We start from the raw sequence: 20,582 nt of genomic DNA, 5'->3' as shown, positions 1-20,582 counted from the left end.
TTTATACCAATTTTATATTTCATCGACCCCCCGGAAGGAAGTCATATTAGAGCGTTCTTCACGTTTAGCTTCTTTCATTGAAAGCATATGAGGTTTGATGACGCCTTGTTCACCGATGGTCCAGCTGAGCGGACGGGCTTCCTTGCCTACTGCATCGGCCAGTAACATCAGTCCCTGCATAAATGCATCGGGTCTGGGAGGACAGCCGGGCACATACACATCAACAGGGAGGAATTTATCTACGCCTTGTACGACGCTGTAGATATCATACATACCGCCACTGTTGGCGCAGCTGCCCATGGATATGACCCAGCGGGGTTCCATCATCTGTTCATGAAGCCGTTTGATAATAGGGACCATTTTGATAAACACGGTCCCTGCAATGACCATGACGTCTGCTTCGCGTGGAGTACCGCGGATCACTTCAGCACCGAATCTTGCAACGTCGTATTTACTGGTAATGCTGGTAGCCATTTCAACGAAACAGCAGCTTAAACCGAAGTGGAATGGCCACATGGAATTTTTGCGTCCCCATCCCAGGAGATCCTGTACGGTGGTCAGCATAATACTTCTGCTGACAGCTTCTTCCATGCTGCCGTTTCCCGAGATATGGCCTGACTGATCGCCTGCTTTACTTAACCACCATTTCATTTTGTTTCTGTTTTAGTTTATGGGCTTTTAATATTTTTTTAGCATCGGCCCCGATGTTGAGAGCGCCGATACCCCATTCGTATATAAGGACAACAACAAGTTGTGCGATAAAGAGTGCTACCCCTACGTATCCGGGCCATCCCAGTTCATAGAAGCCGAGTGCCCAGAGCATAATAAAAACGGCCTCCACGTCGAAGATGACAAATAACATGGCGACCAGATAAAATTGTACGGAGAAACGAATGCGTGCGGAGCCTGTTTGCTCTATTCCACCTTCGTAGGGTCTATTGGTGGCGCGGTCATTATGGCGTTGACCTAATATATAGGACAAAGAAAGGATAGCAGCAAGTAGTATCACTACAAGGCCGGAATAGAGCAATAAAGGCCACAAGGGAATACTTTGTTCGTTTCCCATAACGTAAAATTTTTTTCCTGAGGGAGGGGTACAGCGTATCCACTCCTTTTTAATAAAAAGAAATTGGTCCTAAATCCAGTTGATGTACCAAATACCTGACGATAGCGCAGAAGTTGTACAGACAGTCTGATGTACTTAGCTGACGATGTAATGCTCGAGGTTCTGAATGATGAAGTCTTTGTTGTTGATGACATATTTCATAATGTCACCGATGGAGATAAGGCCTGTCAATTGATTGTTTTCGATAACGGGGAGATGGCGGATGAACTTATTCGTCATCAATTGCATGCAATATTCTAATTCTGTATCAGGTGTAACAAATACCGGGCTATCCGTCATAATGTCCCTGACTAGTGTTTCTTTAGAGGAGCGTCCTTTCAGGATGACTTTGCGTGCGTAATCCCGTTCAGTGAATATTCCTACCAGTTGTCCACTTTCGTCTACTACTACAAGTGCGCCTAGATTTCTTTCTTCGAGTACTTCCAGTGCTTCGTATACACTGCATGTGATGCAGGTTGTGTAAACCAGGTTCCCTTTTATTTGCAGGATATTTCTTACAGTATCCATAACAAAGAATTTAAGGAAGTGACTATACTATTAAGTTAGGCTTTTTTTGAATAATAACAACTTTAAATGTGGATTTTAAGTTTAAATGGCTGAAGAACGGCTACCGGATGGGGTCGCAGCGTTTTGTAATAAGTGTAAAAACGGGTATTATAGAAATATTTACCTTAATATATCGGCAATTATTATCTTGCGCCGTCTGTCAAATTGTTCGTAACGCTGTCGTATAGTACGCTGGCGCGGCTAATATGGATAAGTCTGTTGCCGGATCAACTCAAAGAAAATAATAGCTACTGATGTCCCGACCTATTAATCATCGTATTTTAATTATTGCCGCTTGCGTTTTATGGTGTATCTCCCTTGTTGCTGAATTTATTGGCATCAGCACGTATACATGGACCGGTGTGATAGCTGCTCCTGTACTTTTATTCGTGGGCATTGTATACTGGGCCAGGAACTACAAAGCAAAAAAAGGACATTATCCAAGAGGGGAATCTCTTTGGAAGAATATGACGACTTTAGGGGGCAGCGTCAGTTTGAGGCCTGCATATCTTAAAGAGAAATTCCCGGAATTTGTGACGTTCTGGTTTGCATTTTTAATGCTCATGACTTTAGCGGGATATTTAGTGTTTAGCCGTTCCGACGCATTTAAGGCTACTCAGGCTTATTGCGAAGCTAATCAGACCGTATTGGAAAAAACTGGTAAGATCAAGCGTTATGGGGTGTTCGTAACGGGATCAATTTCGACTTATAGTGCAAGGATATCATTTTCTATTTTTGGTGAGAAAGGGTATTTCGAAGGGATGGCAAACCTGGTAAATTATGACGGATCGTGGAAGGTCGAATCTGTGAAATTCTGATCAGATGCTGATGCAGCGCTTTTTGTAATGACGCACAAAAAAAATACGTACCTTGCTTTAAGATTCTCCTTAATAAACAACTCCAAAAAGAACTACTAACTTCTATCTGAGCGGAACAGTGTACGCGTATTGTCGAATGGGCAATTGAATTGAATAACCAATTTGTTACTATTGAGCAAATCCACGTGTTGACAATGCTTTTGTTAATGGAAAGCATGGCGTTGGACTATTATGTTCTAAACTACAGCATGGAAATATAACCTTTAGCTAGTCTTAGCTTTTGTCTGCTATTTATAGCATCCGCCATTTTATTCATCAACCAAAAACTCATACACCATGAAAAAGTTGTTCTTCTTCTTTTTACTTATTCCGCTATTTGTAACAGGGCAAACGAAAACAGTGCTGACAGCGAACCGCCTCTTCTCTAAAAATGATAAAGCAGTCCAGTTTGAGAAGGCGCTGACCAGCCATGCGCAGAAGTATCATACCGGAGATGTGAGCTGGCGGGTATGGAGCATTGAGTCCGGACCAGACTATGGTGGATATCTGATCACGGAAGGTCCCAGTACCTGGGATGCGTTGGATGGCCGTGGAGATATTAGTGACGAACATACGGCAGATTGGATGAATAATGTATTACCACTTACTGAAGGTCATGGTGAGGGAGGTTATTTTGTTTTCCAGGCGGATCTGAGTACTGTACAACTTACTGATTATGCCGATAAGATCGTTATAAACCATATTACGGCTAACCCGGGTAAGATCGCTGATGTGCAGGAACTGACAAAGAAACTGAAAAAGGTATGGGAAGCCGGTAAGGAATCTGTGGCAGTTTATTCTGTGATGGCATCCGGAGAACCGGGTTATATTGCCGTAACCCGTTTGAGGGATGGCTTTAAAGAATTATCCGTGGAATATCGTAAACCGTTAGCCGCAAGGTATGATGAAGCCTATGGTGAAGGTGCGTTCGATACCTGGTTGAAAGACTATGCAGAGGCGGTACAACACCGCTGGACCGAAATACTGATCTATAAACCCAAGTTGAGTTCTAAATAGATATTAAGGCTGATATGGAATAAAAAAAGGGGCAGATGGAAACATCTGTCTCTTGCATTTTAGGCGACACCTGAGTTTTTGAGATAGGAAAATGCATTCTCATTGTTTTATGTATATTTATTGCCATAATCCTATACACTATGCTGCTTACCAAAGAAATCTATCGTGACGATTCCTTCCAGCGAATTAAAAAGATATTTTACAATGAGAAAGATCAGATCATCGGTACTTTGGAGACCTTCAAAGGGAAGGAAGAGGGAGATGAATTTGGCAGATTGGATGTGCATGAATATACCGATGAAAGTTACCGTTTGATCCAATATAAAAATGATACAAAAGCTTATGCGCATTTTACTTCACAGGGACATAAGGTATTAGGCAAAAACGGTTGGTATTCGATAGAGGAAGCTGCTTCCGTTCAGGATTTCAAATATGAAAACGGGCTATTGCTGGCTAGAAATTGCCGTAGTGAAGATGGGACGACATATTCTTATCACTATACGTATCAGAATGGTGTGAAGGTTTCTGAGAAATCTGTAGCCGTAGATGGTACTGTAACAAAGATCAATTATACCTATCAGGGCAAGACCGTGTTGTCACAATCGACCATTATCAACGACCGGTTTTCTGATCAAATCAATTACAGGTATGACCAAAACGGTTTGTTAGTTGAGGAACAGAAATTTCTGAAGCATGGGGAAAGTCTTTTCTTATCTACGCAGAAAAACTTTTTTTATAATGCAAAGAAAGAACTTGAAAAGACAGAACATCATGGCAGGTATGATGGAAAAATGTACTTATATAAAGTAGAAGAAACGATCCGTAAGGGGAATGAGCGGAATATTAAACTTTACCTGATCCCGGAGGTTGAGATGGTGATCGGGCAATATGATATGGCAAGCATGCATGATTATATGAAGCGGTCACATATGGAGTTTGCTATTCCGATATTCAATAAAGAATACATCACGAAAACGAAGTTGCAATTGCTTGGTCATAATACTGAGACAGTTGATGAGCAGGGGAAGGTAATAGAATCGAAAGTTATAAATCCTGAAAATAATGAAGAGATAGGGAAGGTGCTGTACCGGAATGAGTATAATGAGAAGTCGCTGTTAGAGTTTGTAATTTGTTACCGGGTGCTGGAGAATGGGAAGGCGGAAGAGAGTAGCATCGAAAAATATTATTATAAAGAATAGGTAGGACAGTAGCGGGTTTGAGACCTTCTTGTGTTTGCATAGATACAATGTTGTATGCGCTGTTATCTTTGATATGAATCAAAAATAATCAGCATGACAGTTAATAGCTGATCTTTATGTACTGAGTGATACAGCAGAAAGCCGCCTTCAGTAGTTTGAGGGCGGCTTTCTGCTGTATCAACAAATGCTAAAGATTGTTTATTCTGCTTTTTATCGAATTAACGAGTCTGTGATCGGGTATTGAAATATTAGTTCATCCAACCTGATTACCAGGGGATTCATACTATAACACCCGACGTAACATAGCTGTAAACGTGGACTTGATCCGGAGGCATTCCGTTTGTCTGTAGAAGTAGTGATATCTGCTGGTGAGGTATGTGATAGTGCTTTAGGGCAAGGGAAGGACGGCTGAAGGGAAAGCCTGCAGGGGTAACATGTGGAAAATCTATGTTAAAATGTATTGTTCGGGTATTACGCTCAATGGTTATTCTTACTCATCAAAATACATCTTTAAGGCGGGGCGGTTTATTCGCGTTGTACAGCAGGCAGGGAAATGTGCGCATATAAAGGAGCGAACATTGCGTTGAATGACTGCTGATATATTACCTGTTGTTGAAGGTCTGATTTAGGCAGGACCGGTTGTGCTTGTGGAAGCAACACGGCTATCACATCAGCGGCCATATACTTGCTGTTGCAGGATGGGTTTTCCCCGTTTATTGCCCTGACCTGCAAGGTCACTACGAGTATTCCTCTACCGGGTACGTTCACCGGGAGTGTTGCGCCGGCAAAAGGTTCTGAAAGATCCAGCACGGTTATAGCAGTTTCGACATCGACTACCTGCTGTGTTCCAAAGTTTACGCGGGTGGCGATCACTTTTACCTCCAGGGCCGTGACGCCTTTAATTTCAGGCAGTACTTGTGCCGGAATGTGCAGCAGATCAGTACCTGATAATTCGGGTGCTATGGAAAAGAACCTTTCCGTACCGGTTTGCTGATTGAAGCGGAATCCCTTCAGAGCTGCCATGATGTTGTTACCCGACCGGATGAAGGCTTTGTTTAGGCGGTTGACATGACCGCCATCGCAATGAATATCCAGCTCATTAGTGAACGCACTGCGGATGAGGGCGCCTTTTCTGCTGGCTGCCCCGAAGCGCCGGGCGGCACGAAGGGTACCTGTTGTTTGTCTTACTGTTTCCGGCATACTGCGGAGGAAGTGTTCGCCGTCCCGGCAATAACCGATCACGTTCCCGAGCCTGCCGGTAAAAGTGATCAAAGATGTTTGTCTGGCCATTAAAAATGTTTTGGTGATGTATAAAGATATACTAATCCGTGCATTAGGTCCTGTGTGGAGAATTAAAGACTGTCTAATGTCCTTCGTGTTGATATTGTGAATTTTGTAATATTTGTAACGCGGGGTTTGATAATATTAACCACCATTCGGGTGAGGTTTTGAGACTGTCGAAAATCGAAAAGAAACGCCCTAATTTTGAATTTGCCCTTCTCAAGGGTATATTAGCTCAAAAACGTCCTTTAAGGCCCGATAATGAGCGATAACGACACCAAACGGCTTTCCCGGCTCACTGCCATCCTGATACAGTTGCAAACGAAACGGTTATTAACGTCAACCGAGCTGGCTGATAAATTTTCGGTTAGCGTCAGGACCATTTACCGGGACATAAAAGCATTGGAGCAGGCAGGCGTGCCTATCCTGACAGAAGAAGGGAGAGGGTATACGCTGATGGAAGGGTATAAGATCCCTCCCGTGATGTTTACAGAGAACCAGGCCAATGCATTAATACTTGCAGAGCAGTTAGTCCTGAAAACGAAAGATGCTTCATTTATCAGGGATTATTCAGCTGCTATTGACAAGATAAAAGCCGTATTAGGACATCAGGTGAAAGACAAGGCGAACCTGCTTTCTCAAAGGACCCAGTTTACACAGATCCTGAACAGTGAAAGGAATAGCAATAATCTATCAGAACTGCAATATGCACTGACAAATTTTTATCTGACTAAGATTGACTATACGAACGAACAGAACGAGACAAGCAGCCGGTTGATCGAGCCTTTTGCACTATTAAGTAACCAGGGAAGCTGGCTATTAATAGCATGGTGCCGGATGCGGAGTGAGTTCCGTTTTTTCCGTCTTGACAGGATCCAGAAGCTACATGTGCAAACAGAGCAATTTACCCCCCATAAAATGACCTTACAGGAATATTTTGATCGTTATCACTGACCCCTGACATAAGGCTGTCATATGTCCCCTTTAGCTTTGCAGCATAAACTTTTAAAAAATTAATTTTATGCTCAGTCAATTAGCGAACTTGAACTGGATCAGTGTTTTAGTGGCCTTTGTAGTGTATTTTTTACTAGGAGCCTTGTGGTTCACCCAGTTTTTCAGTAAGCCGTACAAGATCTCCCTGGGACGGGAAAACGAGACTTTAGAGAATAAACCTATCTTTATTGTCGGCCCGGCGATCTGTTCTCTTGTGATCACTGTAGCCAGCGCATTTTTGATCTATGCGTTGAATATCTCATCTGTTGGAGATGCCTTAATGTTTTCATTACTTGTTGGCATTGGATACCTGTTCGCGAATACAGTTAATATTGCCATCAACCCCAATATTCCACGGCCAATTCTTTATGGGATCATCAGCGGAGCTTATCATTTAACAGGTATTTCGATTGTAAGTATTGTTTTAGTTGTTATGAAATAATTATCCATGATGGAGAGGAAAGATATAGAAACTTTGACCCCAAAAAACAAGCAGCAATGGCGGCGGTGGTTAGAAAAGAACCATGATAAAAAGCAATCTGTCTGGCTGATACTTTATAAAAAGAGTGCGAACGTTACTACTATCAGCCGGAGTGAAGCTTTAGATGAAGCGCTTTGTTTCGGATGGATAGATAGTACTGCCCGGCCGGTAAACGATGATCAATTCATGCAGTCCTTTACCCGGAGAAAGCCCAATAGTGTTTGGTCGAAGATCAATAAGGGAAATGTGGAGCGGCTGATAGCAGAAGGGCTTATGATGCCGGCGGGTCACCAGAGTATTGAGGTGGCGAAGCAAAATGGCTCATGGTCGATCTTAGATGATGTAGAAGAGCTGAAGATTCCTAAAGACCTTACTAAAGCATTTAAGACACAACCGGGGGCAAAGGAATATTTCATGGGCTTAAGCAAGTCTGTCAAAAAAAGTATGCTGCAGTGGATCGTGCTTGCAAAACGCCCTGAGACGAGGCAAAAGAGAATTGAAGAAATAGCAGTACTTGCGGCGCAGCAACTGAAGCCTAAACAGTTCACGTGACAACCGTTGGTAGAATAATGCATATATTTACGTTATAACCTATACCGTGTAATTGCTTATATGAAACGCCTGTTACTGTTTTCCTTAATTCAACTTGCTGTTATGCAAGGTTTTGCACAGGATGCATTGATCCCTTACCGTGTGAAAGACAAATGGGGCTATGCTTCATTGGATGGTACACTCAGGATTCCCGCACAATATGATCGTTGCGAGTTGTTTCAAAACGGTTATGCAGCTGTCAATAAAGGCAGCATGGTGGGAGCAATTAATGCTAAGAACGAAGTGGTAGTCCCTTTCGACTATTTTATGATTTATTTTCCTGTTCCGGCGGAAAGGCGTTATCCAAGAGCAAACAATTACGCAGTAGTGGCTACCAGAGACAACAGATATGGTGTTTATGATATTGTCTCCCAACGCCTGATCCTGGATACTGTTTATAGCGGTGTAGATAATCAAGCGGGTACATTGTTCACGGTTGAGAAGAAGCGGCATGAAAAGGGCGTTTTTGACGTCAGCAGCCGGCAATGGATAGCAGAAGCGATATACTATGAAGCCGATCCTGTTTCTGATACCATTGTGAAGGTAGAGAAAGATGGAAAGGAGTTTGTGATACCAGTTCGTGACGGCAAGCCGGGACCAATGAGTGACTGGGCTGTAGCGTCTTTGTCACCAGTTCCGCCGCCTCCTGCTCCGGGAACATGGGAAGAGAAAGGCGAAGTTGTGGATGTAAACGGGTTGCCATCGAGATCTAAGCCAGCAGTACCCCGCCTTACGTTTAAAGAACAGCTGATACGTAAAGATGGTAGATATGGGTTCCGGTTCAATGCCCCATTTGCCGGTGACGTTATTCCTGCTATATATGACAGCATTGACTGTGCAAATGGGAGTGAGTCAGAAGGGTTGATGGCGGTTAAAAAGAAGGGCAAATGGGGAGTGGTGAATACAAAGAACGCAGTTGTTCTGCCTTTCATTTATGAGGGCCTTGATATGACCAGGGGCGATCACAGGAATGGTTTCTTCGTTATTGTAAGTAATGGTAAAAAGTCGATCATTGATAGGAAGGGCATCGTATTGGCAAGCGGACTGGATGATATTTACCTTACAGGCGCTGGTTTTGTACTGACTGCCGGAGAAGATCATGGTGTGCTTTTTACCGTTGAGGGAACGCAACCGCTGCTGGTCAAGCCTCAGTTCTATATTGTGATAACGCCGTCAAAGGAGGTGCCGCTGGGTAATGGAAAATCGATCCACGTTATTGATGTAGTAGCTAACAACAAGGCGCGCTCAAGAGGATATTTAGCTAGTACAGGACGGCTTTTCTTTGAAGATTAATTGAACCGTCAAAATGTTATCAACCCGTATCCATGTAAAGTTAGATAGATACGGGTTGATCGTTTTATAATTATTTATTGTGAAGCCTGAAATCAGCGAACTGCCCTTCCTCCCTTTCATTACCGCTGTAATGCAGGCCTAAACGCGGACTTCTGTCCCATTGAGGTAAAGAGCCTGCTGCAATATCTGAAGCGAGCTTAGTCCATGCTGCCGTACCTGTCTTATAGGAAAAGTCGCAGGTCTTGCCTCCGGACATTTCGATCTTCAATCCGATAGCAGACTTTGGTACCCTTGCTGCTTTTATAACCACACGTTGCTTATTTTCTGTTTTCCATACTTTAACACTGTCGCCTTCAATACCAATTCCTATAGCAGCATTTGCATCACCATAAAAGGCAAGTCCTTTAAGGGCCTTGTTCGTGTTAATAACAGTAGTTGTCATTTCAAAATTATCTGACGTTGGCCTAACCGTTAAAACAATGCCTGTAGGGTTTTCTTTCGTTGGTGCTCCTGACAGGTAAAGAGCCCCTTTTTGTTGCTTCACGACCGGAGTGGCATGGCGGAAGTCCCATTGCCAGTATCCGGACAGGTTACGGCGGTTAAAATCATCATAGAGATCTGCACTGTCGATGGAACTATGAGGCTGAGTTTTCAATTCAGGCCAGCCTGTTGCTCCCTGCCAGCTTAGTTCAGATAGTAAGCCCTCGCGACCCGTAAATACGTTACTTTTCTTATTATAGGCATGGTGTAAATAATACGTGCCACCGTTTGCTGCCGTCACGAAGGTGCCATGTCCCATACATTTCCAGGCGTCATTCTCGCTTAAGATAGGGTTACCGCTATATAGTTCATACGGGCCTTTGAAGTTCCGCGAACGGGCCACATTTACCGCATAACTGCATCCTTGTCCGCAACAATTACCAGCAGAATAGAACATGTAATAATAGTTATCCTTTTTCAGGATGCTTTGTCCTTCCATGCCGGCGCGATTGCTATCCTTGAGTAAAGAGAAAGGCTCACCTTCAGTTCTAAGACCGTCTTCCGATAGCTTATACCCCAGGAGCTCGATAGGCCTGTCTTCCAGTCCATATGCCTTAAAGGTAATGTAGAGTTGTCCTCCGTCGTTGAAGATAAAAGGATCTATTGCCTCTTTCCCGTGTTCAATTATTACGCCGTGGTCTGTAAATCCATGGTCAGGGTAGGGAGACGTAGCAACTCCGATAAAGGATTGGTTGTCCGACTTTCTTCTGGCGGTATAATAAACGAAATAGGTATTGTCGATCTTATAAAACTCAGGCGCCCAAAAGGAGCCGGTTGTCCATTCAGGCGCCTGGTCGAACACGTAGCCTGACTGACGCCAATCCTTAAGATTGGCAGACCTGTAAATAGGATAATAAGGCGCCCATTCTGATGATGTTCCTGTGGCGTAATAAACACTATCCACCCTTATTATTGACGGATCTGCAAAGTCGCCCGCAATAACTGGTCCTCCGGTTTGTGCATGAAGCGCAGCACAGTTTAACAAACAGAAAATAGAGAGTATGGAAGTAAGCAATCTTTTAGTCCGATCCATATGGTTCTGGTTATAAATATGATGTAATCAGGTCCTTGCGGCCAATTAGAACGGGTAAAATAAAAATTAAAACCGGTAAATTATAGATTATGGAACGGGGAGGGGCATAATTGGGCATGAAGCAGGAGAAGAGCTTAATTTTACTTAAGCTCTCTCAGTTTTGCAAGATCTTCATCGGTACGGTTACCATGAATGGCAATCTTACCAAGTGCATCCTCAATCCGGCTATATTCCGCATCTGTCAGTTCTACATCTGCTGCGCCAAGATTTTCGCTGATACGATCGGGGTTCCGTGAACCGGGAATAGGTACAATGAAGTCTTTTTTATGTAACATCCATGCCAGCGAAACCTGTGCCGGTGTAGCTTTTTTTGCTGTAGCAAATTGATGTATGAGGTCGAGCAGCGGCTGGTTGGCGATGATATTATCCCTGTTAAACCGCGTGATCACTCTTCTCGCATCCTGCCCGGTATATTGGGCGTCAGCATTCACTGTTCCTGATAAAAAGCCATTAGCCAAAGGAGAGAAGGGTACGAAGCCTATACCGAGTTCTTCACATACCGGAATGACATCTTTTTCAAATGTGCGCGCCATCATGGAATATTCACTTTGTATAGCGGTTAATGGCGTTACTGCATGTGCACGCCTGATCTCATCGGCGGTTGCCTGTGATTGTCCCCAGCCGAGGATCTTACCTTCCCTGATAAATTCGCCCATACAATATGCCACATCTTCAACAGGGAGATCCTTGTTCACCCTATGCTGATAATATAACTCTATGCGATCAGTGCCCAGTCTTCTTAAAGAGCCTTCCAGGTTAGTTCTCAGGTCCTGCATAAGCCGTTCCCTGGAGCTGTCTTCGCTATTCTTTTCGATAAAGAACTTGCTGGCAATAACAACCTTGTCACGGATAGGCTTCAATGCTTCTCCAACTAATTCTTCATTGGCGCCCATGGCATATCTTGCCGCTGTGTCATAGAACGTGCAGCCCAGGTCAAATGCCTGGTGAATAAGCCGGATACCTTCTTCTTTTCCGGGAGTGGGAATATATCCCTGGCTAAGTCCCATACAGCCATAACCAATGGCCGATACTTCCAATCCATTCAGTTTTCTTTTTTTCATGTCCTTTGTATTGATGATAATGTAAGGACACAAAGGTCACCTTAAAGGGCGCTCATTGTTAAAAAGAATCAAACTAAAAAGTATGATATTCAAACCTTATGTTTTCTGAGCGATTTAGGTGTAAGGCTGGTCATCCGTTTGAAAAAGTTATTGAAGTAGGTTGGGTATTCGAAGCCCAGGCTATAGGCGATGTCGGCAATACTCCAGTCGGTATGTTGCAGCAAGGCCTTCGCTTCTGCAATAATACGCTCCGCTATGTGTACAGAGGTGGGTTTAGCGGTAACGGTCTTTACCGAGCGATTAAGATAGTTAACATGCACGGAAAGGGCGGTAGCGAAATCCTGGGCCGTTCTTAATGTAAGAGGCGCTTTGGTGTCTTCTATGGGAAATTGACGTTCCAGTAATTCCAGGAACAAAGAGGTGATCCTGGTAGCGGCATTTTTCTCCTTCATCCCCTTTTGCGGCTGGATCCTCAATGCCTCGTGGATGATGAGCTCTACACAGCTTTTTAGCAATTCCTTCCTGAATGGATAGTCGTCGTCACTATGCACGGCTATCATCTTCTGGTAAAGCCCGGTTAGAAATACGGCCTGTTCATTGTTTACAGGGATGACGGCTATCCCGTCAAACCGGAATAGGGGCGATTTTTGTAAGAGCTCTTTACGTTCCCGGTTTACAATGAAGGCTTCGGTAAAGAGACAGGCATAACCTTTCCGTTCTTTCGAGCGATGAACAACAGTATGGGGTACATGGGGGTTGGCGAAAAAGAGGAAGGTGCCGTCTGTAGCGATGCTTTGATCACCATAGTGGATCACCATATCGCCGGTTACCAGCACTATCTTGTAATAATCGCGTCTGTCGTGAACATGCGTGGGCGTATCGGTACGTGAGACTTCGTAAACTTTAAAACCTTTCGATCTTAAACTTCCGCTATTAGTTTGTGAAGTGTCAGCTGCTTTATTTGTCGCCATCTCGCAAAATTAAGAAAATCAAACAAAGCAGTACAGCGATATATTATACCAGTGTGGCCGGGCGAAACTTATAACTTTGGTTTTGAAAATGCCATAAGTTAGTCCCAGACACACTGGTATTTAATGGTATTATCGTTTTACAGTAACTCTTAAGAATGTTGCGGGAATAGAAGTCTTACCAGGATCGTCACTCCTGTTCTCACGATTGAATAAGTCTTCGAGCTCACGCTGCAGGTCTGCAGCTTTACCATCTTTTTCCGCAGCGTCAAATGCATTCATGGTAGGACCATAATAGTTCCTGAATGTTTCGAGGAATGCGGAAGGAGGGTAGGGTGCATTGAAAGTATATGTATCCTTTTCGAACGAAATATTTTCCGCAGGAATACCTGCCTGCACAAACCGCTCGGTCACATGATTTTCCACGCCCCATAAGATAGGGCTGATAAACCCTTCCGGTGGAGGAGGTGTATAGGCCGCGCTGATCTTCAATATCTGGGCTACAAGTGTAGGATCGCCCGGAATCCAGTTACCCATAACAATGCGACCGCCGGGCCGTGTAACCCTTACCAGTTCTTTTGCTACATCAAATGGTTTTGGTGCAAACATGGCACCGAAAATAGATACAACGAGATCAAAACTTCCATCACTGATGCCTTCGAGGTTTGTAGCATCGCCTTCCCTGATGGTGATATTGGAGAGGCCTTCTTCCTGAATGCGTTTGTTACCCGCTGCGACAAGATTTCTGGCGATGTCCACACCTAATACTTTGGCGCCAAGTCTCGCTTCAGGAAGGGCTGTGGTTCCATCACCACAACCAAGGTCCAGTACTTCCATGCCGGGAGTGATACCGAGTTTACTAACCAATGCAGTGCCGCTTTCACGCATCGTTTCGGCAAGGCGTGTGAAATCACCTTTTTCCCATAATGCCTTGTTGGGATTCGCAGTAACAGGCTGCGTAGTTGTTGCTTCGCTCATGAGCTTTGTTTTGAGGTTAAAAATAGTGGGGCTCTATTGTGGTAGTAACAAAGAAGATAATGGGGTAAGGCGCGGTGAAGATACAAAGTTTGCAAATACAAAGAATATCTGTTGTCACATAGAATGCATGATCCGTAGCAGATCGGATTGTGATGGGGCTAAAAGTATAGGTAAAACGGGCATTACATCCTATGTAAGCCCGTTTTTAAAAATTTAGTTAAAGTTTGAAATGAAGTTATTTACCGGTCGCGAGCCGAAGTGCCGTATCCATTACAGGATCACGCTGTTGCAATATATCGGTGACTGATGGTACAATTACATGATCAGCAGGAATGCCTTTACCAGCTGCATAAGGATTTTGCAGGCGCATATGGTATCCCAATAATGGAACGTCCAAACCGAGGCGGGTATTAGGAAGGGTTACCATTGCAAAACCTCCGCTGGAATTACCCTGCATAGCACCGCCGCTTTCTTCTCCGATAAAGACAGCCCTGCGGTTGTCTTTCACAATGGCCGCAAATTCTGCTGTTACAGAGAAGCTCCGGCCGTTCTGTAGGATGTAGACGTTCCCACCGAAGGCATTTTCAGCAGGGTTGATCATTTCCAGCCCTTCCTTGAAATATGTGAAGTGATATTCATCTCCTTCTTTCTTCACAAACTGTTTGAGGTATTCCATTTCGGAAGGAAAGGTAGCTTGTGAAGCGAAAGAGTAAGGGCCGACACCTGCTACTGTAAGCTTGTCATAATACCGGAACGGAGCGCGGGCGATAAAGGTATTAAGCAGCATTCCTAGCCGGTCTGTTCCACCTTCATTATTGCGAAGGTCTATGATCAGCGACCGGACCTGTTTTTCCCGGATCTGGCGGAATGCGCTGTCCAGGAAATCCCTGAACGATGGCAATCCCTCATTTTCCATAAACACCGCAATACGTAACAATGCTACATCCTTTGCAGGAAAAGATATGCTGTAGGATGGTTCCGGAGATGTTACTGTTCGTATATCATTTGCGCTGACCGCTTTCAGTACGATCTTTCCTCTTTTTCCTGCCACTTCTTTATAACCGATGGTAAACTGTGGTGAAGGACCTGTAAATAGACCGTAATAGCCGGCAAAATCGGTATTCAGGGCGGCATACCTGGCACTCTGTACCGCGCCGTCTGCAAAAATGTTCCTGAAAAGGCGGGAAGTGATATCCTCAATATCTTCACCGTTTATACTGAGTATCCGGGTACCTGCCGGCAGTTCTTCCTTGCCGCCGTAAGTCTTCAGTACATAAGCATGGCCGTCTTTAAAATAGAGCTGGAGAGGCAGATAGCCATTTTCAAAAAAAGCATGGAGATCATCCGGCTTTTGTTCACGGTGGAACTTCGCATGACCATCGCCAATGGAAGCGATCAGCGGATTGACCAGCCTGAAAAACTCATACTCGGTCATTCCTTTTTTTAGCTGCTTCTCCGTAGCAGCAAATCGTTTGTCCAACTGTTCTTTTGACTGGAAGCGATATATACCCGGATGGGCTTCTTCCAGCGCCTGACGGATAATGGTAAGGTCCACCTTTAATTCCTGCGGTGAAAATACCCTTTGTGCAATGCCTGACAGACCTGTCAGCAACAACCCAAATCCCAAGATCATCTTTTTCATACAATTCAAGTTTTTTTTCACAAAACTAGACGGGACTTAGGGTTCCGTCGACCGCGCCGACAGGATTGAACGTATCTTTATGCAATTTCTGGTATGCCGACGGAGTCGTACCTGTCAGTTTTTTGAATGTTGTATTGAAGGTTGCCTTTGAATTGAAGCCGCAATCCATCGCGAGGCTTAATATGCTGTAATGTGCTGAAGCGGGATCTTCCAGGCGGAGTTTGACTGCCTCGATACGGTAGTAATTAACGAAATCGTGAAAAGTTTTTCCTGCCTGCTCATTAATAGCCTGCGAGAGATGGTGGCGGGATACCTTTAATTGCTCTGCAAGTGTAAAAATGGTCAGGTCGGGGTCAAGGAATGGACGTGCCGCTGTCATATGTTCCAGCAGCCTGTCATAGATGGTCTTCTCCGCTGCTGCCTGAAGCCCGGACTTCCTGTATTTCCCGTCGGTTGTCTGTTTTATGTCGCCGGGGCTGAATATTTCGGGCTGCAACAGACATTTGGCTGCCAGCCAATACACCAGGGCCACAACCAGGAAGTAGTTATAATGATAAAAATGTGTAATGACAGGTACCTGCCATTTTCTTCCATAAAACCCCAGGGCAGATACTACCAGGATACCCAGTATGCCATAGATGAACTGCCGTAACCACACCAACCGGCGATTGCTGATATCTGAAAAAGTGTTCTCTATTGTTTTCCCGAATTTCCTCAACAGGGCAAGCGACAGTAAAAGATACCCGGTGATCATACAAAGGCTTAACTGGTTCAGCCAGCCGAAATCGAGACGGCTTAATCCATCAAAGTCCATCAGCAATGCTCTTTTGGTTGCAGCACTTTGCAGCAGCCAGGGTGACAGGACGGCCAGGTAGAAAAGGAAGGGCAGTAAATGGACCGCATCTTTCAGCGCCAGCCGCTTGCCCCCGTCCGTCATCTTTTTTGTAAAGAGGTAAATAAGCGGCCCAAACAGGCTAAGCTGCAACCATGATATCCGGCTCAGATGAGGAAAGGTGAGGAAGAACTCCCGGGTATCGAAAGCGTTCAACAGCGCCTGAAAGGACACCACCAGCATAAAGCAGATCAGCAGGATACCGGCGGTGCTGTTCTTTTTGCGAATGAACAGCAGGAAGGCAAACAGTGCTGCATTGATCAGGCCTGCAGCTACAAAATAGCGGAAGAGAGAAACAGCTGTCATTTTTTTGAAATATAAATGAGCAATGAAAATCCCTCTAAAGACGTGTGTATCAGTGAAGAGTTGCTTTCGGAAAAGTTAAGAAAGATTGCCGCTAATAAAAATGGCCGCATCATATGCTGATGCGGCCATTTTTATGTAGTTGATATGAATATTAATTATCTGTTTTCTGTTCGGCCAGGAAGCTTACCACATCCCTGATCTCTTTCTTGGACAGGATCTGTTTCATATCGGGCATACTGGATTGCGCATATTTTTTATTCGCTATCTGATCTGCCGCAATAGTACGTTCGGTTTGTCCTTCTTTGATCGTTAACCCGGCTTTAGTTTCTCCCTGCAGAATGCCATTCAACTTTTTACCATCCTTCAGTTCGAGCGTTATCATGCCAAATCCGGGCGCTAAACGGGCGCTTGGGGTAATGAGTGCCTGCAGTATCTGTTCCCTCGAAATTCGGCCTGCAACACCATTTAAACGAGGGCCTGCGTTACCACCACGATCGTCATAAGAGTGACAGCGCATACATTGGGCATTTTCATTACGGAAAAATATCTGGCGGCCACGTCTTGGATCACCACCCTGCAAACAGCTGTTGTAAGAGGCCAGGAGTTCATCGGGCGACAACTTACTATTCGATGCTTTGTAACGGGCGGCAAGTGTAGTAGAACGGCTGCTGTCTATCGCTTCGCCCAGCTCCAGATAGATGTCCGGGTCCAGTTGTCCTGCATCCATCTTGTTCAGCAGGTCTGTCAGTGGCTTTTCTGTATACTGCACCGGCAGTTTACCCAGTGCGAGCAGGGCCGCTTGTTTTTCTTCCATGGTCTTGTTGGCAATTACGCCTGTGAGCAGGTTCACCATCACACTTTCGGAGATATGCATTTTTTCCAGCAGGTCAAGGCCGGATACGCGCACTTTCTTTTCCTTGTCTGACAGCGCAGCTGTAATGCCTTGTTCCATACCTGCGTCCTGCAGGGTTACCAGTGCTTCTAATGAAGCTACCCGCATATCTGCATCCCGGTCAGTTTTAACAGCTGCCAGCAGTTGAGGGCCTGCCTGTTTGATCTTTAATTTTGCGATGGCTTTGGCTGCGCTTACGCGTACCGGCAGCTCTTTATCCTTCAGGAGGGTAGTGAGCGGTGCGGTGGAAAGGTTCACTGCTGGCGCAGGATCTCTTTTTATTTCACCACGCAGTCTGCCATCTACACGGTCCAGTACAGATGGTTTGGCCCATACGCTTAAAGCGTCTATTGCTTCTGCACGCATTGGCGCAGGGCTGCCTGCTTTTTGTGCATAAGCCACCAGGTTATGCAGGGCAGCGTCTGTACCTACGCGCAGGTTCGCGTTGATAGCACGACGGATCAGTGCTTCATTTTTAAATGTGGTTGTGCCCAGCAGGTTAGCCAGTGCCGGCAATGCCTCTTTAATGGAAAGATCATCGTTGATAGCGCGGGCTGCTTCTGTTACAACAAATTCGTCTTTATCATTCAGGAATGCTGCAATACCAGGATGGCTCATCCTTCTCAATGCTACTACAGCAGCTATGCGCAGTGCACGGGAAGGATCGTTGGCCAGGGCTATCAGCGGTTCCGCCTGGCCTATGCGTGAAAGCGCCAGAGCGCCTGCATGCCTTTGATAGGCGTCTTCATCGTTATTAGCTTTCAGGAATGCGATCAGCGGTTGTACTGCCGGAGCGTATTGTATCCTACCTAAAGCTTCTGCAGCAAAGAAACGTGCGCGGCTGGCAGTATCTGCCAATACCGGCACCAATGCCGGTCCTGCTTCCTTATACTTGATATCACCCAGCCATTTGGCCGCCTGGGCACGTATTTCAGGATCACTATCTTTTAACAGGGGCAGTAATGTTTTGGCATACTGTTTATCCTGGCGGGCCAGCTGGCTAAGACCCCATATAGCATGCACTCTTGCCAGTTGGTTATCAGTCTGTTTCAATGCCTGCTCAAACAGCGGAGCGCCTTTTTGTTTGCGCTTCACCAGTTCAAACTGCGCTTTCAAACGAACGCGCATGTCGGGGTTCTTCAGCATTTCTCCGAGCTCCGATTCCTTACGTTTGCTGAAGTCTTCCGCCAGCAACGATTTGGTAGTTTTACGTTCAGGAGTATTAGCTTCTCTCTTATCATCCAGCTTCCAGATACGGCCATAGTTATGTGTATCCCAGCCGTCTATCCAGTCGGCTACATACAATGCGCCATCAGGTCCGAAGTCAATACCGGTAGCTAAGATGCCGCCCAGTACTTTCTTATGTTCACCCAGTTCAAACGTGGCGCCTTTCGGGTTCAGTTTAAAGGAGTGTATGCCAGAGTTGGAAGGATTGCCCACAAACTCCGCTACAAAGAAAGTGTTCTTGTAAGCCGCACCCAAAGCGGTACCGGGATTGTACACAAATCCCGCAGGACCGTTTACGAAGTTGCTGATACAAGGAGTGATATAAGCGGCTTGTCCTTCAAAACGAGGAACATACATCTTTTCATCCATCCATACCTTGTAGGTATTATTGTCCTCGTCGCGGTATTTACCGTATTGCCAGTTGCTGCGCCAGCCCTGGTCACCACCGTTCACCAGGTAAACCAGTCGCTCGCTTTCACCGGGATGATCGCCATCATTATCTTCACTGATGATATTACCGTATTGGTCAAAGGCAAACTCGTGTGTATTACGGATACCATGAGCGAATATCTCAAAGTCGCTGCCATCAGGATTGGAACGGGCCAGTACCCCGCAGTTGGGGAAAGACCATTGTTGTCCGTCAGGTCCTTTACCATTAAAACCGATATCACCTATCTGCCAGTAGATACGTCCATCAGGCCCCATTTCCACACCAGACATACCATGACCGCTAAAGCCTACATGGATGCCATATCCGTGGGAGATAGAAGTTTTCTCATCGGCAATACCGTCATGGTTTTTGTCTCTTATACGCCATAGGTCGGGGGCAACGGCAAGGAACAGATCATCGCCTTCGGCCAGTACGCCACCGGCAACATCGGTCACTTCATCATGAAAGTCGTCCACTACCATTTGTGCCTGGTCGGCCACGCCATCTCCGGATTTATCGTCCAGGCGGTATACATGTTCCTTTTCCAGGGTCAGGTCTCGCCAGTCGTGAGAGCTGTCGCCGTTCAGGTCTGCCAGCCAGCCGTTCTTTTTACTGTTCTCGGGCGACAGTTCCTTATGCAGGAAGGCGCGGCGTTCTTCTACCGTTTGCAGGCTGATGGAGGGTATTTCCCAGTCCCTGTGACCGCGTATGTCAAACTCAGAATGTTTCTGCCGGTCTGTGGTCGTATAATAAACCCTTCCCTGATCATCTACATCAATAGCGATGGGAGAGATCACAAGAGAGTCGATACCCCAGAGCGTAAGGGAAAGGCTGTCCGCCAGTTGAGGCTTTACTATGGAACCAATTGAGTCAGCCAGGTGGGCTGTCAGCGTGGAATCCATCTGTTTGATGCGCTTATCCGCCGGTCCACTGTCCTGTTTACAGGCCGGAAGGCAAGCCGCAGAGAAAAGCAGTGATGCCAGAATAGGATCTTTTAAAGCAAGCAGTTTTTTCATATGAGGAAGCATGATTGTCATATACACACGTTTTTTTAACGTCTGCGACTGATTAAGATAGGGCAAAAAAAATGTACAAGTGAATATTTTTTTTGGATGGAGATAGCTGGTCTTTCCGGGAAGGCATAGAAATGTGTCCGTAATCGGCTTGTG

18 protein-coding genes are annotated in these 20,582 nt (G+C 45.3%); 7 read left to right on the top strand and 11 right to left on the bottom strand.

Features of this window, described 5'->3' with window-relative positions; all coding sequences use genetic code 11:
- Nucleotides 1-12 precede the first annotated feature (12 nt).
- The 3 genes from C7475_RS28360 to C7475_RS28350 all read right to left on the bottom strand — a co-directional run bounded on the left by C7475_RS28360 (nt 13) and on the right by C7475_RS28350 (nt 1,633).
- Nucleotides 13-651, bottom strand: a complete 639-nt coding sequence (locus C7475_RS28360; RefSeq protein WP_110056807.1) for an NADH-quinone oxidoreductase subunit B — start codon at nt 649-651, stop codon at nt 13-15.
- Nucleotides 632-1,066 carry an NADH-quinone oxidoreductase subunit A gene (locus tag C7475_RS28355; RefSeq protein WP_110056806.1) on the bottom strand — a complete coding sequence of 145 codons (435 nt, stop codon included), beginning with the start codon at nt 1,064-1,066 and terminating at the stop codon, nt 632-634. Before C7475_RS28355 ends, C7475_RS28360 begins: the two co-directional genes overlap by 20 nt.
- Before the next feature lie 135 nt (nt 1,067-1,201).
- Nucleotides 1,202-1,633: a CBS domain-containing protein gene (locus C7475_RS28350; protein WP_110056805.1), complete on the bottom strand. Its 432-nt coding sequence runs from the start codon at nt 1,631-1,633 to the stop codon at nt 1,202-1,204.
- Nucleotides 1,634-1,926: 293 nt separating this feature from the next.
- On the opposite strand from C7475_RS28350, the gene C7475_RS28345 reads away from it, so the two are divergent.
- The 3 genes from C7475_RS28345 (at nt 1,927) to C7475_RS28335 (ending at nt 4,745) form a co-directional block, all read left to right on the top strand.
- Nucleotides 1,927-2,490 carry a hypothetical protein gene (locus C7475_RS28345; RefSeq protein ID WP_110056804.1) on the top strand — a complete coding sequence of 188 codons (564 nt, stop codon included), beginning with the start codon at nt 1,927-1,929 and terminating at the stop codon, nt 2,488-2,490.
- A 336-nt stretch (nt 2,491-2,826) separates the two neighbouring features.
- A complete protein-coding gene (locus C7475_RS28340; protein ID WP_110056803.1) occupies nt 2,827-3,546 on the top strand; it encodes a hypothetical protein in 720 nt (239 codons plus the stop codon).
- A 140-nt stretch (nt 3,547-3,686) separates the two neighbouring features.
- Nucleotides 3,687-4,745 carry a hypothetical protein gene (locus tag C7475_RS28335; protein WP_110056802.1) on the top strand — a complete coding sequence of 353 codons (1,059 nt, stop codon included), beginning with the start codon at nt 3,687-3,689 and terminating at the stop codon, nt 4,743-4,745.
- Nucleotides 4,746-5,270: 525 nt separating this feature from the next.
- Here the strand turns inward: C7475_RS28335 and C7475_RS28330 are convergent.
- Nucleotides 5,271-6,035, bottom strand: coding sequence for a hypothetical protein (locus C7475_RS28330; protein WP_110056801.1), 765 nt, complete (start codon nt 6,033-6,035; stop codon nt 5,271-5,273).
- Nucleotides 6,036-6,287: 252 nt separating this feature from the next.
- On the opposite strand from C7475_RS28330, the gene C7475_RS28325 reads away from it, so the two are divergent.
- From C7475_RS28325 to C7475_RS28310, 4 genes are all read left to right on the top strand, one after another.
- Nucleotides 6,288-6,980, top strand: a complete 693-nt coding sequence (locus C7475_RS28325) for a YafY family protein (protein WP_110056800.1) — start codon at nt 6,288-6,290, stop codon at nt 6,978-6,980.
- Nucleotides 6,981-7,047: 67 nt separating this feature from the next.
- Nucleotides 7,048-7,461 carry a DUF1761 domain-containing protein gene (locus C7475_RS28320; protein WP_110056799.1) on the top strand — a complete coding sequence of 138 codons (414 nt, stop codon included), beginning with the start codon at nt 7,048-7,050 and terminating at the stop codon, nt 7,459-7,461.
- A 6-nt stretch (nt 7,462-7,467) separates the two neighbouring features.
- Nucleotides 7,468-8,052, top strand: coding sequence for a YdeI family protein (locus C7475_RS28315; protein ID WP_199236303.1), 585 nt, complete (start codon nt 7,468-7,470; stop codon nt 8,050-8,052).
- 102 nt (nt 8,053-8,154) lie between these two features.
- Nucleotides 8,155-9,384: a WG repeat-containing protein gene (locus tag C7475_RS28310; RefSeq protein WP_158286643.1), complete on the top strand. Its 1,230-nt coding sequence runs from the start codon at nt 8,155-8,157 to the stop codon at nt 9,382-9,384.
- Nucleotides 9,385-9,454: 70 nt separating this feature from the next.
- Here C7475_RS28310 and C7475_RS28305 read toward each other — a convergent pair whose 3' ends face one another.
- From C7475_RS28305 to C7475_RS28275, 7 genes are all read right to left on the bottom strand, one after another.
- Complete coding sequence (locus C7475_RS28305; RefSeq protein ID WP_110056797.1) at nt 9,455-10,957, bottom strand: family 43 glycosylhydrolase; 1,503 nt, start codon at nt 10,955-10,957, stop codon at nt 9,455-9,457.
- Between the two features lie 140 nt (nt 10,958-11,097).
- Nucleotides 11,098-12,078: an aldo/keto reductase gene (locus C7475_RS28300; protein ID WP_110056796.1), complete on the bottom strand. Its 981-nt coding sequence runs from the start codon at nt 12,076-12,078 to the stop codon at nt 11,098-11,100.
- A gap of 89 nt (nt 12,079-12,167) precedes the next feature.
- Entirely contained in the window at nt 12,168-13,049 is an 882-nt protein-coding gene (locus tag C7475_RS28295) for an AraC family transcriptional regulator (RefSeq protein WP_110056795.1), read from the bottom strand.
- Nucleotides 13,050-13,178: 129 nt separating this feature from the next.
- Nucleotides 13,179-14,024 (bottom strand): class I SAM-dependent methyltransferase, encoded by an 846-nt coding sequence (locus C7475_RS28290; protein ID WP_110056794.1) that lies wholly within the window; start codon nt 14,022-14,024, stop codon nt 13,179-13,181.
- Nucleotides 14,025-14,259: 235 nt separating this feature from the next.
- Nucleotides 14,260-15,666, bottom strand: a complete 1,407-nt coding sequence (locus tag C7475_RS28285; RefSeq protein ID WP_110056793.1) for a S41 family peptidase — start codon at nt 15,664-15,666, stop codon at nt 14,260-14,262.
- A 25-nt stretch (nt 15,667-15,691) separates the two neighbouring features.
- The gene (locus C7475_RS28280) at nt 15,692-16,864 is read right to left on the bottom strand and encodes an AraC family transcriptional regulator (protein WP_110056792.1); all 1,173 of its coding nucleotides are present in this window, start codon (nt 16,862-16,864) and stop codon (nt 15,692-15,694) included.
- A 151-nt stretch (nt 16,865-17,015) separates the two neighbouring features.
- Nucleotides 17,016-20,429 carry a HEAT repeat domain-containing protein gene (locus tag C7475_RS28275; RefSeq protein WP_110056885.1) on the bottom strand — a complete coding sequence of 1,138 codons (3,414 nt, stop codon included), beginning with the start codon at nt 20,427-20,429 and terminating at the stop codon, nt 17,016-17,018.
- Between the last annotated feature and the right edge of the window lie 153 nt (nt 20,430-20,582).

Source organism: Chitinophaga sp. S165, assembly GCF_003182155.1.
Classification (GTDB): Bacteria; Bacteroidota; Bacteroidia; order Chitinophagales; family Chitinophagaceae; genus Chitinophaga.
The sequence above is the reverse complement of the archived record's forward strand: the minus strand, read 5'-3'. Positions and strand labels throughout refer to the sequence as shown.

What these genes read in the sequence shown, in the direction of transcription:
- C7475_RS28360 (WP_110056807.1), bottom strand. Translation starts at nt 651, where the DNA reads ATGAAATGGTGGTTAAGTAAAGCAGGCGATCAGTCAGGCCATATCTCG.
- C7475_RS28355 (WP_110056806.1), bottom strand. Translation starts at nt 1,066, where the DNA reads ATGGGAAACGAACAAAGTATTCCCTTGTGGCCTTTATTGCTCTATTCC.
- C7475_RS28350 (WP_110056805.1), bottom strand. Translation starts at nt 1,633, where the DNA reads ATGGATACTGTAAGAAATATCCTGCAAATAAAAGGGAACCTGGTTTAC.
- C7475_RS28345 (WP_110056804.1), top strand. Translation starts at nt 1,927, where the DNA reads ATGTCCCGACCTATTAATCATCGTATTTTAATTATTGCCGCTTGCGTT.
- C7475_RS28340 (WP_110056803.1), top strand. Translation starts at nt 2,827, where the DNA reads ATGAAAAAGTTGTTCTTCTTCTTTTTACTTATTCCGCTATTTGTAACA.
- C7475_RS28335 (WP_110056802.1), top strand. Translation starts at nt 3,687, where the DNA reads ATGCTGCTTACCAAAGAAATCTATCGTGACGATTCCTTCCAGCGAATT.
- C7475_RS28330 (WP_110056801.1), bottom strand. Translation starts at nt 6,035, where the DNA reads ATGGCCAGACAAACATCTTTGATCACTTTTACCGGCAGGCTCGGGAAC.
- C7475_RS28325 (WP_110056800.1), top strand. Translation starts at nt 6,288, where the DNA reads ATGAGCGATAACGACACCAAACGGCTTTCCCGGCTCACTGCCATCCTG.
- C7475_RS28320 (WP_110056799.1), top strand. Translation starts at nt 7,048, where the DNA reads ATGCTCAGTCAATTAGCGAACTTGAACTGGATCAGTGTTTTAGTGGCC.
- C7475_RS28315 (WP_199236303.1), top strand. Translation starts at nt 7,468, where the DNA reads ATGATGGAGAGGAAAGATATAGAAACTTTGACCCCAAAAAACAAGCAG.
- C7475_RS28310 (WP_158286643.1), top strand. Translation starts at nt 8,155, where the DNA reads ATGCAAGGTTTTGCACAGGATGCATTGATCCCTTACCGTGTGAAAGAC.
- C7475_RS28305 (WP_110056797.1), bottom strand. Translation starts at nt 10,957, where the DNA reads ATGGATCGGACTAAAAGATTGCTTACTTCCATACTCTCTATTTTCTGT.
- C7475_RS28300 (WP_110056796.1), bottom strand. Translation starts at nt 12,078, where the DNA reads ATGAAAAAAAGAAAACTGAATGGATTGGAAGTATCGGCCATTGGTTAT.
- C7475_RS28295 (WP_110056795.1), bottom strand. Translation starts at nt 13,049, where the DNA reads ATGGCGACAAATAAAGCAGCTGACACTTCACAAACTAATAGCGGAAGT.
- C7475_RS28290 (WP_110056794.1), bottom strand. Translation starts at nt 14,024, where the DNA reads ATGAGCGAAGCAACAACTACGCAGCCTGTTACTGCGAATCCCAACAAG.
- C7475_RS28285 (WP_110056793.1), bottom strand. Translation starts at nt 15,666, where the DNA reads ATGAAAAAGATGATCTTGGGATTTGGGTTGTTGCTGACAGGTCTGTCA.
- C7475_RS28280 (WP_110056792.1), bottom strand. Translation starts at nt 16,864, where the DNA reads ATGACAGCTGTTTCTCTCTTCCGCTATTTTGTAGCTGCAGGCCTGATC.
- C7475_RS28275 (WP_110056885.1), bottom strand. Translation starts at nt 20,429, where the DNA reads ATGAAAAAACTGCTTGCTTTAAAAGATCCTATTCTGGCATCACTGCTT.